The organism is Myxococcus sp. MxC21-1 (genome assembly GCF_032612255.1).
GTDB lineage: Bacteria > Myxococcota > Myxococcia > Myxococcales > Myxococcaceae > Myxococcus > Myxococcus virescens.
In genome coordinates this window covers 5,887,877-5,903,416 of the sequence record NZ_CP123278.1, presented here as the reverse complement: position 1 = coordinate 5,903,416, position 15,540 = coordinate 5,887,877, and the positions used below count along the sequence as shown (strand labels likewise).

Annotated in this window: 13 protein-coding genes and 1 pseudogene; all 14 read left to right on the top strand. The window is 65.5% G+C overall.

Features of this window, described 5'->3' with window-relative positions; genetic code table 11:
- Positions 1-331 precede the first annotated feature (331 nt).
- The 14 genes and pseudogenes from QEG98_RS25955 (at position 332) to QEG98_RS25890 (ending at position 15,539) form a co-directional block, all read left to right on the top strand.
- Positions 332-847 (top strand): hypothetical protein, encoded by a 516-nt coding sequence (locus tag QEG98_RS25955; protein WP_316563204.1) that lies wholly within the window; start codon positions 332-334, stop codon positions 845-847.
- Positions 848-862: 15 nt separating this feature from the next.
- Positions 863-2,092: pseudogene (locus tag QEG98_RS25950) on the top strand (IS3 family transposase).
- A gap of 61 nt (positions 2,093-2,153) precedes the next feature.
- Positions 2,154-2,750 carry a hypothetical protein gene (locus tag QEG98_RS25945; protein ID WP_316563202.1) on the top strand — a complete coding sequence of 199 codons (597 nt, stop codon included), beginning with the start codon at positions 2,154-2,156 and terminating at the stop codon, positions 2,748-2,750.
- Positions 2,747-4,498, top strand: a complete 1,752-nt coding sequence (locus tag QEG98_RS25940; RefSeq protein WP_316563201.1) for a DUF5906 domain-containing protein — start codon at positions 2,747-2,749, stop codon at positions 4,496-4,498. Before QEG98_RS25945 ends, QEG98_RS25940 begins: the two co-directional genes overlap by 4 nt.
- Before the next feature lie 421 nt (positions 4,499-4,919).
- Positions 4,920-5,339: a hypothetical protein gene (locus QEG98_RS25935; protein ID WP_316563200.1), complete on the top strand. Its 420-nt coding sequence runs from the start codon at positions 4,920-4,922 to the stop codon at positions 5,337-5,339.
- A gap of 368 nt (positions 5,340-5,707) precedes the next feature.
- Positions 5,708-6,181 carry a hypothetical protein gene (locus QEG98_RS25930; protein ID WP_316563199.1) on the top strand — a complete coding sequence of 158 codons (474 nt, stop codon included), beginning with the start codon at positions 5,708-5,710 and terminating at the stop codon, positions 6,179-6,181.
- A gap of 7 nt (positions 6,182-6,188) precedes the next feature.
- The gene (locus QEG98_RS25925; RefSeq protein ID WP_316563198.1) at positions 6,189-6,554 is read left to right on the top strand and encodes a hypothetical protein; all 366 of its coding nucleotides are present in this window, start codon (positions 6,189-6,191) and stop codon (positions 6,552-6,554) included.
- A gap of 410 nt (positions 6,555-6,964) precedes the next feature.
- Positions 6,965-7,126, top strand: coding sequence for a hypothetical protein (locus QEG98_RS25920; RefSeq protein WP_316563197.1), 162 nt, complete (start codon positions 6,965-6,967; stop codon positions 7,124-7,126).
- A 73-nt stretch (positions 7,127-7,199) separates the two neighbouring features.
- Positions 7,200-7,412, top strand: a complete 213-nt coding sequence (mads1, locus tag QEG98_RS25915; protein WP_410477839.1) for a methylation-associated defense system helix-turn-helix domain-containing protein MAD1 — start codon at positions 7,200-7,202, stop codon at positions 7,410-7,412.
- The gene (locus QEG98_RS25910) at positions 7,409-8,230 is read left to right on the top strand and encodes a BrxA family protein (protein WP_316563195.1); all 822 of its coding nucleotides are present in this window, start codon (positions 7,409-7,411) and stop codon (positions 8,228-8,230) included. Before mads1 ends, QEG98_RS25910 begins: the two co-directional genes overlap by 4 nt.
- Positions 8,230-8,769 (top strand): hypothetical protein, encoded by a 540-nt coding sequence (locus QEG98_RS25905; RefSeq protein WP_316563194.1) that lies wholly within the window; start codon positions 8,230-8,232, stop codon positions 8,767-8,769. Before QEG98_RS25910 ends, QEG98_RS25905 begins: the two co-directional genes overlap by 1 nt.
- A gap of 37 nt (positions 8,770-8,806) precedes the next feature.
- Positions 8,807-12,538, top strand: coding sequence for a BREX system P-loop protein BrxC (gene brxC, locus QEG98_RS25900; protein WP_316563193.1), 3,732 nt, complete (start codon positions 8,807-8,809; stop codon positions 12,536-12,538).
- On the top strand, positions 12,535-14,682 hold the full coding sequence (locus tag QEG98_RS25895) for an Eco57I restriction-modification methylase domain-containing protein (protein ID WP_316563192.1): 2,148 nt from the start codon (positions 12,535-12,537) through the stop codon (positions 14,680-14,682). The genes brxC and QEG98_RS25895 overlap by 4 nt, the downstream gene beginning before the upstream one ends.
- Entirely contained in the window at positions 14,679-15,539 is an 861-nt protein-coding gene (locus tag QEG98_RS25890) for a Fic family protein (protein ID WP_316563191.1), read from the top strand. Before QEG98_RS25895 ends, QEG98_RS25890 begins: the two co-directional genes overlap by 4 nt.
- Position 15,540 lies beyond the last annotated feature (1 nt).

Here is a 15,540-nt window from a genome sequence, read left to right as displayed (position 1 = left end):
GGACTGATTGCCTATGTTATTTATGTAATTACATACTCGATTTTTTGAGGAATTTCCGATGCGGACACCTGGGAAGGCTGAGTCTTACGTAACGAGTTTCGCGTTGCCGCGTGAGGTGCGGTCGCGGCTGGACACCCTGCGTTTGGCCCGCGCGCAGCGTGAGGGGGGCGCACCGCCGCCCCTGCGCTCCCTCATCCTGGAAGGGCTGGAGGAGCTCCTGGAGCGTGAACTGGATGAGGTGAAACGGTAACGCGGCGGGGCGCGAGAAAGAAAAGCCCTCAAGGCGCTCCTGACGCGCCCGAGGGCTGATCGCGACAAGGTGAGATGCAAAATGAATGATATCACAAAAGTAACCGTGGCGCGGCAGCCATCGTCGGTGATTCCCAACCTCGATATGGCTCGTGCCTTCATCGCCGGCCTCACCGGCTCGCCGGACACTGAAGTCCTCTGGCAACTCGTGGCCGACTCCGCCTCGGCCCCCGCTTCGCGCAACGCAACGCACTGGTGGGCCCTCACCCAGAAGGCAGGAGACTGGCTGAGCGGCGAGAACGCCCGTTGCAGAATGGGGGTCTTCATCCAGGTGAACGAGGGCAACAGCGAGAGGCGAAAGACCGAGAACGTGGTGGCCGTGCGCGCCCTCTTCATCGATGACGACAAGGCTATGCTGCCGCCGGACTCGCTGCGGTTGGCCGCTCTGCCGCCCACTCTCACGGTGCGCACCCGGAAAGGCTGGCACCATTACTGGGTTCTAGTGCCGGGCGAGAAGCTGTCCGACTTCACGCCTGCCCAGGCCGCACTTGCCTCCTGGTGTAGCCCCCTGAAGAGTCGGACAGGCTCGTTCGGCTAGAAAGCGAGTCTGACGATGGAGAAGAAGACCCAAGAAGGAGCCCCGGAGGGGGCGGAGAAGGGCAAGCGCCGTCGGCGGTACTCAGCGGCGGAGAAGCTGCGCCTGGTGACCGAGAGTGAGGCGCCTGGCAGCAGCGTGTCCCTGGTGGCACGGAAGTACGGCATCAGCCCCAGCCAGTTGTTCCGCTGGCGGCATCTGAAGGAGGCGGGCGGCGTATCCGGGCTGCAGGCCGGGGAGGCCGTGGTGCCCGAGTCCGAGGTGCAGGCGCTCAAGGCGCAGGTGCGTGAGCTCCAGCGGCTTTTGGGCAAGAAGACGCAGGAGGCGGAAGTGCTCCGGGACGCGGTGGAGTTGGCCCGCGAAAAAAACTACTGTCGCCCGCGGCCTTGTCCAAGCTGGGAGGCATTCTGTGAGCGCGGTGGCCCGGGCCCTCGGCGTGGCCCGCTCCACCCTGCACCGGCCCCTGGGCCCTCGGGAGCCCCGCAACCCAGACGCCCATGTTGACGCCGAGGTGCTGGAGGGACTCAAGGCCGTCGCTCAGGAGCGCGCCACGTACGGCTACCGCAGAGCCTGTGCCCTCCTCAACCGGCAGCGCCGGGCGGCGGGGAAATCGCCCGTCAACCACAAGCGGGCCTACCGCCTCATGCGCGACGCCCAGCTCCTCCTGCAGAGGCACACGGGGAAGCCGACACGCACCCATGAGGGCACCATCATCACGTTGAAGTCCAACCTGCGTTGGTGCAGCGATGGCTTCGAAATCCGCTGTTGGAACGGCGAGCGCGTCCAGGTGGCATTCAGCCTCGACTGCTGCGACCGGGAGCTCATCGCGTACCGTGCGTCCGCCGAGCACCCCACCGGCCTCACCATCCAGGATTTGATGGCCGAGACGGTGGAGGCCCGCTTCGGCCCGGGCACCTCGAGGGTGCCACACCCGGTGGAGTGGCTGTCGGACAACGGGCCCGTCTACACGGCCACGGACACCCGCGATTTCGGCCGGAGCCTCGGCCTGCTGGTATGCACCACGCCCGCCTACTCCCCGGAAAGCAACGGCATGGCCGAGGCTTTCGTGAAGACGTTCAAGCGTGACTACGTGTACGTCAATGAGTTGCCCTCGGCTCCCCACGTCCTCGCCCAGCTGCCCGCCTGGTTCGACGACTACAACCGCTGCCACCCTCATCGAGGATTGAAGATGATGTCACCCCGCGAGTTCCGTACTGCTAATTCCCAAGCCTGAGCTGTCCGATTTGACGGGGGCAACTCCACCTCCCACTTCGGGACGGATCCGGCGGTGAAGGACCTACCGCGCGTCATGCGCGTACCGGGCTTCTTCCACATGAAGGACCCGTCCAACCCCGCCTTCGTGCAACTCGTGCGCGCTGGCCACGAGCGCTACCACATTGCCGATGTGCTCAAGGCGTACCCGGCGCCTGAAGGCTTCCAGCCGCCGGCATCGTCGATTGTGGTGATAGGCGCGAAGTCTAAGCGTCACAGCAAGCAGGGCGCGCACGAAGCCCCCATGCCCCGTCGGGAGGCCAAGGCGCTGCTGGAGGAGATGCTCCGCCACCCCATCGCTCGTTGGATGCAGGAGGACCCGGACGCGGTGGATCGCGAAACGTGGCGGGGCGTCGGCCAGAACCTTGCCTGCGCAGTCGTAGACCACCCGGACCTGCTCGAGCGGGCCCGGAAGGAGTTCCACGAACTGAGCGAGGGCTACTCGGGCTACTCGTGGACGGAGGCAGAGAGGACGTTCCTGGGCGCCATTGATTCCGTGCGCACCGTTGGTCCCATGACCTTCGCGCACATGGTGGCCAGTGGCATGCCCGAGGAGCACTGGTCCGCCGGAGCCACCACTCTCATCCACGCGGCTCGGCTCAGCCTTCGTGCCCGCGGGGGAGGTGTGCTATGACCAGTGCCTGCTCTGTCGCGGTGTTCGCCGCGGATGTCGTCGAGGTGCGGCGACGGCTGTTCAAGACCGATCTCTTCGCGGAGCTGAAGGACCGTCCCTCGCGCCTCAGCCTGGACCTGCTGGCGGCCCTGGCCTTCATCATCAAGGCCACCGCTGCCGACGTGCCCGAGCTCGTGGCCGAGGGCAAGGCCGAATTCGAGGCGTTCTTCGCCAGCACGCCCCTCGCCGCCCAGTGCGGCAGCCTGTACGATGCCGCACCCACCCAGCCGGTCTCGTTCGTGGAGCTTGAAGACCTCGGGGCTCCGGCGAACTGCTGCCCCGTAGAGAAGCAGGGGCCACTCCAACAGGTGCTCCAGGAGCTCCAGTTCGAGCGGGAGGCGCAGCCGGACCGGTTCCTCCTCGACGTCAAGCGCAATGGGTACCTCGAGCGCGATGATGACGGGGAGTGGGACGTTGAAGTCACGGCCATGAAGATGTTCGAGGCGTACTGGAACCCACGGTTCTATTCGGTGACAGGTTCCATGGCGCACGACTTTCTCGCGAAGATTCGGCGCTTCAGCCGCCGCGGGTTCTTTCCGGACTCGCGAGAGCCCGTCGTCCTGCACAAGGGCATCTGGCACTTCAACGAGTACCGGCCCCCGACGCTCCAGCCGGTGCCCGGTGACTGGTCGGACTACGACGCGCTCACCCTCCATCTGGTAGGGGGCGACCGGCAAGCCCAGGACTATCTGCTCGACCAGCTCGCCATGCCGCTACAGCGCTTGGCGAAGGAGGGCAAGCCGCTCAAGACGGGAATCATCCTCACGCTCTACCCGGCGCAAGGTTCGGGCAAGCAGCTGCTCTACGAAGGGCTCTTCCCCATGTACGGCGAGTCCAACTGCGTGGTGCTGGACCAGGATCGGCTCGACTCGAAGTTCACCGGGATGCTGAAGAACAAGCTCTTCGTGGTGCTCAACGAGACGATGAGCGACACCAACCGCTCGCGCGAGACGGCGAACAAACTCAAGGCCATGGCCACCGACACGCGGTTGTCCGGCGAGGCCAAGCATGTGGAGGCCGGCACCTTCACCAACACCTTCAACCTGCTCAACTGCACCAACGACCCGCGGCCGCTCATTCTGGAGAAGGGGGACCGGCGCAACGTCCTCTTCTACCAGGACAAGCCCCTGGACCGGGAGCTGGGCCGGCGCATCGCCGAGGACCGGCAGGGCCCGCGCGTGCAGCTGGCGGCCTTCTATGCGCACTTGCTCGAGCGCGACGTCAAGGTCCAGGTCGGCGAGCTCTTCGAGACCGACGCCCGGAAGCGGCTGTTGCGCGAGTGCGAGGCGAGCGACTTGAAGTTCTGGCGCGAGGTGGCGGAGGACGGCTGGCAGAGCGTCGCCAGCAGTTGGAAGTCGCCGGTTCGCCGGGACGAGGTGCGCGAGCCCACTCTCCAGTGGGACGGGAAGGACTGGGTGCCCTCCGACGTGGCCCGCGAGGTGTACGCGGATTGGTGCCGACGTCACCAGCTGAAGCCCACCGGGGGCAACAAGCTGTGGGAAGCTCTCCGGGAGGTCATCCCCGAGGCGGAGTCGGGCAAGCCGCGGCATGGAAGCGTGCAGGTGCGGGCGTGGGCCGGAATCCCCATGTGGGCGTCGGACGACTCCGAGCGGCCGGATGAACAGCCGCAGCCGTCCCCCGGGCAGACGCCGCAAGGAGACGACGCGGATTTCTCCGATGGGGCCACCCAGCCACCTGCCGTGGCCTGATGACGCTAACGGCGCTGATGGGGGCGGTGGGCGAGGCGTCACCGCCTGCCGTTCTCATCTCGATGCGTGCTGGTGGCCAGGGCGCTGTCTCAGCGTCTCGCCTGCTAGCCCCCTTACAGGACTGGGGTTTTGTGGGCGGAGCGGCGAGACACCGGCAGTCAAAACATTCTCTTCCCGAAGGGAAGGGAGCCTCCGTTTGAAAGCCAGAAGTCGGCGTCTCGGTGTCTGGGTGTCTCAAGACTCTGAAAAGTCCAGTAATTATAAGGGGTTTGATCGGTAAAAAGGCGAGACACCGACGAGACAGCGAGATGGCCGGTGTCTCGCCCCTCGCAACACCCCCACTCCTCGGCCGCCCGCGCCTGCGGGAACTTCCTGCCCCTGCTGTGTTTCTCCCGCCTACTGCACCAAGAGACTCCTCCCCATGTACGACAACGCCCTCTCTCTCGTTCATTGCTCCCTCTGCGACCTTGGCTACGCACCGTACTCCGCCGAGGACCGGCGCTGGCACGCCACCTACCACGCCCGGGTCGACAAGTTGGCCGCTCACCTCGGCCGCTGGCCAGCAGGCTACAGCGAACGCGAGCGCCAGAAGGCGGACGGCGACCGGCTCATCCGGCACGGCGCGAATCTGGCTGACAAGCTCAGCGGTGCTGAACTGGTGCTCACCGCGCTGTACGACCGCGAGGTTCTCCAGTCTCTCCACCGCCAGCGGCCGAGGCAGCCGCCCACCTTCACGAGCTTTCTCCGCAACCTGGACCTTGCAGCTGTCGTTGGCGAGGAAATTGCGCTTCATGTGCGTCAGCAGCACCGGCTTCGCGAGAAGCGTCGGGCCCATGAATGACTGGTCTCCAGCACGAAGAATTCACCGGTGACCTATGCTTGAGCATGCTCCTCCGCCTTCTTGCCTTTCTCCTCCACTCGCGGGGCATCGACTTCGTTCACATCGCCAGCCAGCTCCGCGGCGTTGAGAATGACCTCCAGGCAGTTACCGATGGGCTCCGGCGTGGCGACATCACCGTTGAGGATCTGGGACGGGGTAGGGTAGCGCTTGCTCCCTATGTCGGCGGGGCCGACGGGTGCAGCGGCTCGTCGGATGCTCCGGGCGCTTCTTGCTCCGGGGCCGTGAATGCCTGATGGCCACGGTGGAGAGCATCTCGGGGACGAGGTGCCCGCCTCCTGCGATTCCAAGAGATGTCCTACAATCTATAGGTGACAACACCCACGGTTCCCCGTCATCTCTCCCTAGCTCCATGCGCTCCCGACACCAAGGAGCCCGCCCTCGCGCGCGCGGAGCCGCCACAGCAGCCCCGGCTGGGCCTGCCGGCACTTGACCAGCTCGCGGTCACCAGCTTCACCACCGGCGGCGCAGAACAGCTCGTGGAGCACGCCCGTGGCCTGGCTGAGGCGCTCGCGGGGCCAGATGGGGATGGTACCCGGCGGCGCACCATTGCCCGCACCTTGGCCGTTACCCGCACCCAGATGGACCTCATCGACACGGCGGCGGGCGAGGCTCTGGGCCGGCGGGACCTTGAATCGGTGAGGGCTCTCACCAAGCTGGCGGACAGCATGACCCGGCGATTCGAGATGCTGCTGGAGGAGCACCGCATCGAGCTGGGCCGTGACAAACCCGTGCAGCTGATCGTTGCGCATGCGGACACGGTGACCGTCCGTGGGGGAGGGTGAGCGCGTCATGGCGTTCTACCGCGACACCTTCTCGCGCATCAGCCTTCCGATGGTGCGGGCGCAGCTGAAGCCTGCGCGGTTCCGAGAAGCACGGTCGATTTGGCTAGAGAAGTTCGGCTTCACAGTTGAGGTGAACCTCGCCCGCGTGCCGAGCCCTACCAGCTACGGTGGGGAGCGCGTGTTCTTCAAGTGCCCTCGCTTGAGCTGCGGCTCCCTCGTCAACGTGCTGGGCTGCGCGATGTGGATCGGCTGGGGCTGTACCAAGTGTCTGCGCTGGCGCGGGCGCAACCGGCGGCGCATCGTCACGCCGCCACCATTGCCTTGGACTATGGAGACGGGCCGCTGCCCAACAGGGCAGGTCGAGGATCCGTAAAAGGAGGTACTCACGGAGCGCAACTTCATCGAAATCATGTACGGCTCTGGGCGCTGCCGGGTCTGCGGCAGGCTGGATGGCCGCTAAGGGAAGGACGTGGCCAACGCGCTGCGGCAGCGCTACTCCGACCTCCAGCGACAGTGGCCAAGCGAGCGCATAGCCCCTACTGGAGAGGACGGACCGCGGCTTGCGTAGGGGGAGATAGGGCCAGCGTCGTAGCGAGGTCTTCCTCAAGACTCCTCTATTCCCACTTTGGGCTCACCTGCTGGCCGCCGCACATGGCCCGACGCTCGCCCTCGCGCACTACTTGCAGGACGTCATCGGCAGGCGGCCCATCGCCGACCGCGCGGCCGTCGCGCGGAAGCTGGGGATGACGCGCGGCCCGGATCACCCAGCTTCTGGATCTCCTGATGTTGGCGCCCGATCTCCAGGACGCCGTCCTGGCCCTCGAAGCCGTGGACGGCGCCGAGCCGATGGCCGAGCGCACCCTGCGGGCGGTGGCCCACGCGAGCACGTGGGCCGAGCAGCGGGCGGCGTGGCACGCCCTGCTGCATCCGACGATACTCGGCTAAACCCGATTGAAGCTGGCGTTATCCTCTGCTACCCCTGCGTCCCTCGACCGCCCGGCCTTGAACCAGGTGACGCATGGATGACCGATGGCTCTCAGTGGACGAAATCTCGGAGTACTTGGGGGTCAGCAAGGACACGGTCTACACGTGGATCAGCGCGAAGGGCATGCCAGCACATCGCGTAGGTCGCCTCTGGAAGTTCAAGCGCGACGAGGTGGACGGCTGGGTGAAGGCCGGGGAGGCGGCGGATCGCCAGGGCGTCGACCCTGGCGGAAAGCAGGGACGATGACGGCCCGCCCTCCACAGTCGAAGACCACCGGTGCGCACGTACCGGCACATGCAGCCGCGGTCGCCGGTCTGGATCCGGCAGCACCGTACTCGTCGAGACTCTCCGCGCGCTCGGCTCTGTTCACGGAGCTTCACCAGCTTCTCGACGGCGAGACGAAGGCTCTCACTTCTGCCGAGTACCGGCGCCGAGTGGTCGACGAGAACCGGCTCGCGAAGCCGTCCAAGGCTGCGCGCGAGAAGCTGTGGAAGGAGCTGAAGGCGCGGTACCGCCTCGACGCCGAAGACCCCCTCTTCGCGGCGTTTTGGGCGGAGTGGCAGCGGTGCACCTCAGAGCCGGAGCGCAGTCTCACCGCGTACGTGTTCTTCGCCCTCAACGATCGTCTCGTGACGGACCTTGGTCTCGAGCTGCTCTACCCCCTGCTTCGTCGTGCCCCTGCCGAAGTCCGCCTTGCCGACGTCTTGGCCTTCATCGAGCGCGCGTACCGCGCGCACCCGGAAGCGCGCGCATGGTCGGACGAGACGCGAGTGGCCGTCGCCCAGAAGTACACGGCGAGCATCCGGGACTTCGGACTTGCGCGGGGCACGATTCGCAAGACCTCGGTCCGGCCCGCTCTCTACGGCGCTCCCGTGCGCCTGCTGGTACGGGCGCTTCGCCTCGCCGGCGTCGCGCCGCTCGACATTGTACGAGCGCCCGCCTTCAAGCTGCTCTGCCTCGACACCACTGAGGTGATCGATGCGCTGGGTGAGATGAACCGTGTCGGCGCCCTTCGCTTTCGCATGCAGGGTGATGTTGTAGAGCTGGACGTGAGGGGCGCCTGATGGAGAGCATGTTCACCGCGCTTCTCGAGATCCTGAAGACGCCACTTCGCCACGACCGGGGAGTCAAGACCGACAGCTCGATCCTGTTGATCTACCCGCCCAGTCGTGAGCTCGACTTCCGCGAGCACCTCCTCGACACCTTTGTGCCCGAACTAGATGCCAAAGCCATTCCGTACCGGCTCCTGGATCTGACCGGGTTCCTCTTCTCAGGTCTCAGTGAGGAACAGATCGCGTCACTCCAGGAGGACGAGTTCGAGGACTACCGCTGGATGCAGCAAGGGCTCTCGAGGCGGTCCGAGGCCGCCCTTCAAGCGCGCTTCACCGAGGAAGCCGCCAAGATCCCCGGAGGGAACGTCTTCGTGTTCGCGACCGTCGCCCTCTATCCCGTGGTCCGATACGGAGAGGTCCTTCGCGGTATGCGAGACCTCGAAGCGCGCATCGTTCTCGGGTTTCCGGGAGAGGAGCGCGGCGGGAAGCTTCACTTCATGAACCAGGCGGACGGCGCCAACTACCTGGCCGTCAAGCTGTTCGCGCGCTGAGAGCCTGGACGATGCCATCGAGGAAGAGAGCCAGCACATGACCACCATTCGAGAAATCATCAAGCGCGACATCGGCGTGAAGATCGAAGGCGTCGTCAAGGTGTTCGATCGTTCGGCGTTGGCCAACGAGGTGCGCGAGTACGTCGTCACCGACAAGATCGAAGACGAGCTGAAGCGCATCGTCGACACGTTCACGCAGGTGAGCGAGACGCTCCGGCGCGGCGGTGCCTCGCGCGATGTCGTCGGCATGTGGGTTTCCGGCTTCTTCGGCTCCGGCAAATCGCACTTCGCCAAGGTTCTCGGTTACCTGCTCCAGAACGACGAGCTTGGCAGCGGCGGCGAGCGCTGCATCGACGCGTTCGTGAAGCACCTCTCGGACAGCCAGCGCGGCAAGGACGTTCGCCTGCGCCTCGGCGAGATCAAGCTGAACACGCAAGTCCGAACCATCGCGTTCGAGATCAAGAGCCGCCAGTCTCTGACCAACCCGAACTCAGTCGGCGAGATCCTCCTCTCGGAGTTCTATCGGGACATTGGGTTCGGCGAGAACTTCATCGTCGCTCGCATCGAGCGTCGCCTGCAGCAGCGGGGCCTCCTCGATAAGCTCGCCGAGACCTTCGAATCGCTCCACGGTGTGCCCTGGCGCAGTGCCGAAGGCCGCGGCGACCTGATGACTGTTCGTCGGCGCCTCTCGAAGGTTCTGCCGAAGATCGATCCGAAGGAGTACCCGGACGAGCAGTCCGCATTGCAGGCGCTGACCGACATGTTCCGTCACGAGAAGCTCACGGCGGAAGGCATTGCCGACGAGCTTGTCGCTTGGGTCGATGCGCAGAAGCCGATGGGCGGCAAGTCGCAGCACCTCGTGTTCGTCATCGACGAGATGGGAACGTTCATCGGCGACTCGAACGAGCGCATCGGCGAGCTGAACAGCCTCGCCGAGATGATCGGAAACAAGGGCAAGGGCAAAGTCTGGCTCGTCGTCACGAGCCAGCAGGACCTCGAGAAGGTCGTCGACCGCACGAACTTCCAGCCGACCCTCGTCGGGCGCCTCAACGCGCGTTTCGAGCTCAAGCCCCACCTCATCTCCGATGAGATCAACAAGGTCGTGTCGGAGCGCATCCTCAAGAAGCGCCCGGCGGAAGAGGGTGGACTCAAGGCGCTCTACGCGAAGCACGAAGGCCACATCGCAGACCTCGCCGACATCAAGGCGAGTCGCCGCCTCGCGAGCATCACGGAGCGCTCCTTCATCGACGCCTATCCGTTCCTGCCTCACCAGGTTCGCTTGGCGCAGGACATCTTTGAGGCACTCTCGGGCTTCCGTATCTCGGGCGGCGTTCGCTCGATGATCGCCGTGGTCATGGATGCGCTCCAGGACCTCGCCGACAAGCAGCTCGGCGTCATCGTCAGCTTCGACCAGGTCTTCGATGCCGTGGAGAACGACCTGCTCTCGCAGGAGTACTTGGGCGCGTCGGGCGTCCGCTCGATCTACGAGTCCGACGAGCGTGTGCCCAACATGCCCGTCGAGTCGTCGCGCGTCCTCAAGGTGCTCTGGCTGCTCCAGCGCATCACCTGGGTTCCTCGTGTTCCCGAGACGCTCGCGAAGCTGCTGGTGCGCGACCTCACCACCGAGATTGCGCCGCTCCGCAGTCAGGTCGAAGCGACCCTCATCGCGCTCCAGGAGGCGGGCTACGTCGCCCGTGATGAAGCGACCGGCGAGTGGAAGTTCCTCAACGAGCGGGAGCGCACTATCGAACAGGCCATCCAGGAGATGGTGCGTCCCGGAGGTCCGAAGAGCATCAGCATCGCTGCGGTCCGGCGCACGGCGCAGCAGCTCTGCAAAGACGAGGTCGTCACGAGGAAGAAGCTCGCCAACTTCGCCGTGACCCACGGCATCACGAAGGTGCCGTTCTCCTTCGGCGTGCATCTCGACGGCGAAGCGGTCGAAACGGGGCCGGAGCTGGAGGTCGTAATCACCAGCCCGCTCGCACCCGGACGCAAGCAGGATCTCGAAGAAGTGCGCCGCAAGAACCAGGCGGCCGGCGCGAAGGGTAAGACCGTGTGGTGGGTGGCGGAGGCCCCCGAGAATCTCGAGTCCCGCTTCAAGCGCTACGAGGCGCTGGTCAAGGTCACCGGCGACAAGCGCTTCACGGAGGACAGCTCGTCGGAAACGCAGGATGCGCTCTCCGAAAAGCGCAAGGAGCGCGACGAGCTGAAAGGCGCGCTGGTGCGCGACCTCGAGCGTGCGTTCCTAACGGGTACGCTGTTCCACGGCGGGCAGGAGATCAGCCTCGAGGGCGTCTCAGACCTCAAGGAGCCGATCAAGAGCGCGCTCTCGTCGGTCATCCCGAACGTGTACCCGCGCTTCGCCATCGCGGATCGCTCGTTCGAGTTCGCCAAGAACCTCAAGGCGCTCCTCAGCCCGACGACGTCGGAGCTGCACAAGGTCGCTCCCGACCTGAGCCTCTTCGACACACAGGGAAGCCTTCAGCGCGAGTCGGCCCTCGTGGCGCAGGTGCTCGAAGTTCTCACCGATCTCCGCGACGAGGGCGCCGACGCTGAGGGGGCACGCCTCCTCGACGCCAAGGACGACAAGGGCTTCAAGGGTTTCTCGCGGGCGCCCTTCGGCTGGCCCGATGAGTTGGTTCGTCTGCTCCTCGCGGCCTGCTTCCGCGCAGGTGCCGTCTACATCGAGCAGCAGAGCGCTGCCGGGCCGACCGCGCTCTATGACTACAAGGGGGCCGACGAGCTCTTCTCGAAGATCACGTCCTTCAAGAAGGCCACGTTCCGCATCGCCGAGACGAGCCTGTCGGTCGATCAGATCAAGAAAGCGAGCAAGGCGCTGATCGCGATGGGGGTGAGCGGCACACCGGAGTCCGGGAATGCCATCGCCGCTGCGGTGCGGAGCCTCGGGCTCACGCTGAAGTCCCGCATCGACGATGCACGCATTCGCGCGCAGCAGGGCCTTCCTGTGCCCGACGCCATCCTCAGCGCCGAAAGCGCGCTGACCGAGCCCACGACGGCGAAGGATCCGACGGCGGTAGTGACCGCCTTCCTTGCCAAGGAGGACGTCTGGAAGACACTCTTCCAGTCGGTCGAGGCGCTCCGGCACTTCCTCGACGCGAACCGGCACAAGGACTTCGAGCTGTCGCGTCGTCTGGTGTCGCTCGCGGCAGACCATCCTCTTCCCGACGCGCATCCGAAGCGCGCGGGGTTCGACCAGGCTGCGAAGGACCTCGCGGCCATCGTCGCGGACAAGGCCGTCGTTGCTCGTTGGTCGGACTACCGGTCCGCGCTCGACGCCGCGTTCGCGGCGTACCGTGACGCGTTTGTCCAGAGCTACGACGAGGTGCGCCAGGCAGCCGAGATGGCGCTCGCTGCCATCCACGACAGCGACGCCTACAAGAACGCTCCTGCGGGCCAGCGCGAGTCGGTGGTCGCCAAGGTCTTCGGCACCGGTCGGGCATGTCACTACCCGCCGTTGACACTCACGTCTGTGGAGTCGCTGCTCGACGCTGCCGGCAAGCGCAGCCTGACGACGCTGGAGCAGGCCCTCGTGGCGCTCCCTGCCTATCGCTCCCAGGTGGAGTCCGAGTTGGCCGCGCTCGTCCTGCCGCCGCCTCCTCCCGGCGAGAAGGTGTTCGAGTGGCGTCCTGGCTCCGTTCTCGTCGGGAAGCGCTTCGCGACCGAGGCAGACGTCGACGCTGCGCTCGACACGATGTCCAAAGAGCTCAAGGCCCGGGTACGTGAGGGCTTCACGGTGGTGGTGAAGTGAGCCCAAGCGATCAGAACAGCAGCGGCCCGGCGTCGGCACAGGCGCTCTCGGACAGCCTCAAGGAGGCGGTCAAGTCGTGGGTGCCCAAGGTCCGCAAGGCGCTCGACGACGAGTTCGGCGCGGTCGACCCCGCGCGACCGAAGGAATCTAAAGGACAACTTGGGCGCCTCGGACTTCGTCGCGACGGCAAGCACGTGCCGCTCGACAAGATGAACCTGCCGCCTGCGTCCGTCATCGTTCGGCAGCGGGTCGAGGCGCTAGTCACGCGCGAGTCGCTCTCCGAGGGAACGCCAGAGCGCGGCTATGACAACGTCATTCGTGAGCTGACCTATACACTACTCAACAGGCTCGTGGGGCTGAAAGGGATGGAGGCGCGCAAGCTGCTGTACTTGCCGCCCCCCGGAGATGCGGCAGGAACTCCCGAGGAGACCGAGGTCATCACACCGATCGCCGGCCAGGCGCGGTCGCGTTACCTCCGCGACTTCCGTGCCGCCGGGGGCAGCCGCTACAAGTACGAAGACGACGCCGAGGAGGCGCTGCTACGCGACGGGCTTACGTCGGCGTTCCGTCACGTCACGAGCGAGATCAGGGTCCTCTTCGATCCCGACCACGAGTACGCGTGCGTGTGGCCCACGCACGCAGCGCTCACCAACGTGCTGCAACTCATCAACGACGGGCTGCCCGCCGACGCCTACCGCGCACAAGACTTCCTCGGTTGGGTCTACCAGTTCTTCAATCGCGACGAGAAGAAGCGCGTTCGCGACGAGAACAAGGGGACGCCTCGCTCTTCGTATGAACTGGCCGTCATCAACCAGTTCTACACGCCGTCGTGGGTGGTCAAAGCGCTCGTCGACAACACGCTCGGCCGCCTGTGGCTGCAGATGCACCCGGACTCAGCGCTTGCGGCAAAGGAGGCGCCTCCGCTGCCGGGGCAGCGCACGAGCGACGCGCCGGTCGCGGACTACCTCGTGCCGCGCACGGGCGAGCGCATTCGGTATCAGCGTCTGACGGACGACGGCCAGGTCGAGGAGTCCAAGCGCGCGATCGACATCACGCTGATCGATCCCGCGTGCGGCACGATGCACTTTGGTCAGTACGCCTTCGGTCTCTTCCACCGCATGTACCTCGACGAGATCGAGAACGCAGGGAAGCCGGGCTGGCCTGCCGAACCCTCGGTGAAGGACCCGCGCGCGATCCCTGCGGCCATCCTCGAGCGCAACCTCTTCGGCATCGACATCGACCCGCGCGCGATTCAGATTGCCTCGCTGTCGTTGATGCTGACGGCGAAGGAGGCTGCGCTCAGGCACGGCTTCTCTCCGCTCGATGTGAAAGTGCGACGAAGCAACCTGGTCGTCGCGAACGCGGTCGACCTCGGTGCGGAGCGCCTTAGGCAGCTCGTCGAGCGCGTCGGCTCCAAGCTCGGCTCGTCGGAGCTGCGCCAGCGGCTGTTCAAGACGCTCTGGGACAACCTCCAGCACGTGGGCGAGCTGGGCAGCCTCGTCCAGGTTCGCGAGGGTGTCGGCCAGGTGCTCGGCGACTGGGTCGATGCGCAGGCGAAGGACAAGGGGTTGACGAAGCTCATCCGCCGTAAAGTTACCGCGCAGCAAGAGCTCGGCAGCATCCTCACCGACTCCGACCGCCAGAAGGCACGGCAGCTTGAGCTCGAACGCAAGGTGCTCGAGAACGAGGCAACGCAACTCCAGCAAGAGCTGCTCGTCGCGATCGAGGAAGCTGCTGCCCAGTCTTCTGCTGACCCGGCAGAACGTCTCTTCGCCGAGGACACGGCGCGCGGCCTCAAGCTGCTTCAGATGTTGGCTCGCCGCTACGACATCGCCGTGATGAACCCGCCCTATGGCTCGTTCGTCCCGAAGGTGAAGGAGTTCGTCAAGGCTGCCTATCCGCTTACTTCGAACGACATCTACGCCGCGTTCATTGATCGCGGCACGCAGTTGACCGAGCCGGAAGGTTACGTGGGTGCACTGGTCTCCGCGACCTTCGTGAACCTCACGACTTTCGAGAAGCTGCGCACGGAGATCCTTCTCAAGCGCAACCCGCTGGTCGTGATGCTCGACCTCGGCTTCGGCATTCTCGACGACGCGACGGTAGAGGCGGCCGCGCTCGTCATCCACGGAGGCGTCCGATGAGCCGCGTGCATTGGCGATGGACCGAGAAGGACTTCGGCTTCCGCTTCCACAGAGGCGGCGGCAAGGCGAAGGCCGAGTACTATCAGGCGAGCGAGCCAGGCGCGTTCTACACGGTGCCGGCGAAGCATCGGAAGCTGAAGAAAGAGCGCATCGAGGAGCTGGCGGCCGCCGTCGTCCCGACGTCGCCTCGTGTCGTCCCGATCCCGTGGCAGCAGTACGAACGTGAGTGGGACTGGATCACGACCGCCGACGGCATCCTCCTGAATTTTGCAGGCTGCCTCGACCGAGAGGAGATATACCGTCGCGAAGACGAAGGCGTCGCGCGCGCGATGGAACTGGTGGCCTCGTACCTCGATCGTGCGGAGCCTGTCGCGCTGACCTCCATCCTGGTCCAGCACGTCCACACCGAGCTGATGGGTGCCATCTACCCGTTCGCAGGACAGTGGCGCACGGTCTCGTTGCACAAGGGCGACGGCCCGACGAAGTGGCCACTGCCGCCCGGCGGCATCGAGCCGCAGATGACCGTCCTCGAGCGCGACGTGTTCTCGCGCTCTCCCTTCCTCTCCGACGACGACGGCAGGGTCTTCAACTTCGTCGCAGAGGTAATGGGCGAGCTCATCGCCATTCATCCGTTCCGGGAGGGCAACGGCCGCACGGCCTTTATCATCGGCAACCTGCTTCTCATGCAGAACGACTTCCTGCCGCTCGACGTCTACGACCGGCGAGCTGACGAGGCCCGGTACTACGCAGCGTGCGAGGACGTGCGCGTCCACAAGAACTACGCGCCGCTCGCGAAGCTCATCGCCGAGTGGGAGCAGGCAGCGCAGGAGCGATGGGAGGCTGGCAATGGCCAGTAAG

Excerpts from the sequence above, each read along its gene's own strand:
- QEG98_RS25955 (WP_316563204.1), top strand. The coding sequence starts at position 332 with ATGAATGATATCACAAAAGTAACCGTGGCGCGGCAGCCATCGTCGGTG.
- QEG98_RS25945 (WP_316563202.1), top strand. The coding sequence starts at position 2,154 with ATGCGCGTACCGGGCTTCTTCCACATGAAGGACCCGTCCAACCCCGCC.
- QEG98_RS25940 (WP_316563201.1), top strand. The coding sequence starts at position 2,747 with ATGACCAGTGCCTGCTCTGTCGCGGTGTTCGCCGCGGATGTCGTCGAG.
- QEG98_RS25935 (WP_316563200.1), top strand. The coding sequence starts at position 4,920 with ATGTACGACAACGCCCTCTCTCTCGTTCATTGCTCCCTCTGCGACCTT.
- QEG98_RS25925 (WP_316563198.1), top strand. The coding sequence starts at position 6,189 with ATGGCGTTCTACCGCGACACCTTCTCGCGCATCAGCCTTCCGATGGTG.
- QEG98_RS25920 (WP_316563197.1), top strand. The coding sequence starts at position 6,965 with ATGTTGGCGCCCGATCTCCAGGACGCCGTCCTGGCCCTCGAAGCCGTG.
- mads1 (WP_410477839.1), top strand. The coding sequence starts at position 7,200 with ATGGATGACCGATGGCTCTCAGTGGACGAAATCTCGGAGTACTTGGGG.
- QEG98_RS25910 (WP_316563195.1), top strand. The coding sequence starts at position 7,409 with ATGACGGCCCGCCCTCCACAGTCGAAGACCACCGGTGCGCACGTACCG.
- QEG98_RS25905 (WP_316563194.1), top strand. The coding sequence starts at position 8,230 with ATGGAGAGCATGTTCACCGCGCTTCTCGAGATCCTGAAGACGCCACTT.
- brxC (WP_316563193.1), top strand. The coding sequence starts at position 8,807 with ATGACCACCATTCGAGAAATCATCAAGCGCGACATCGGCGTGAAGATC.
- QEG98_RS25890 (WP_316563191.1), top strand. The coding sequence starts at position 14,679 with ATGAGCCGCGTGCATTGGCGATGGACCGAGAAGGACTTCGGCTTCCGC.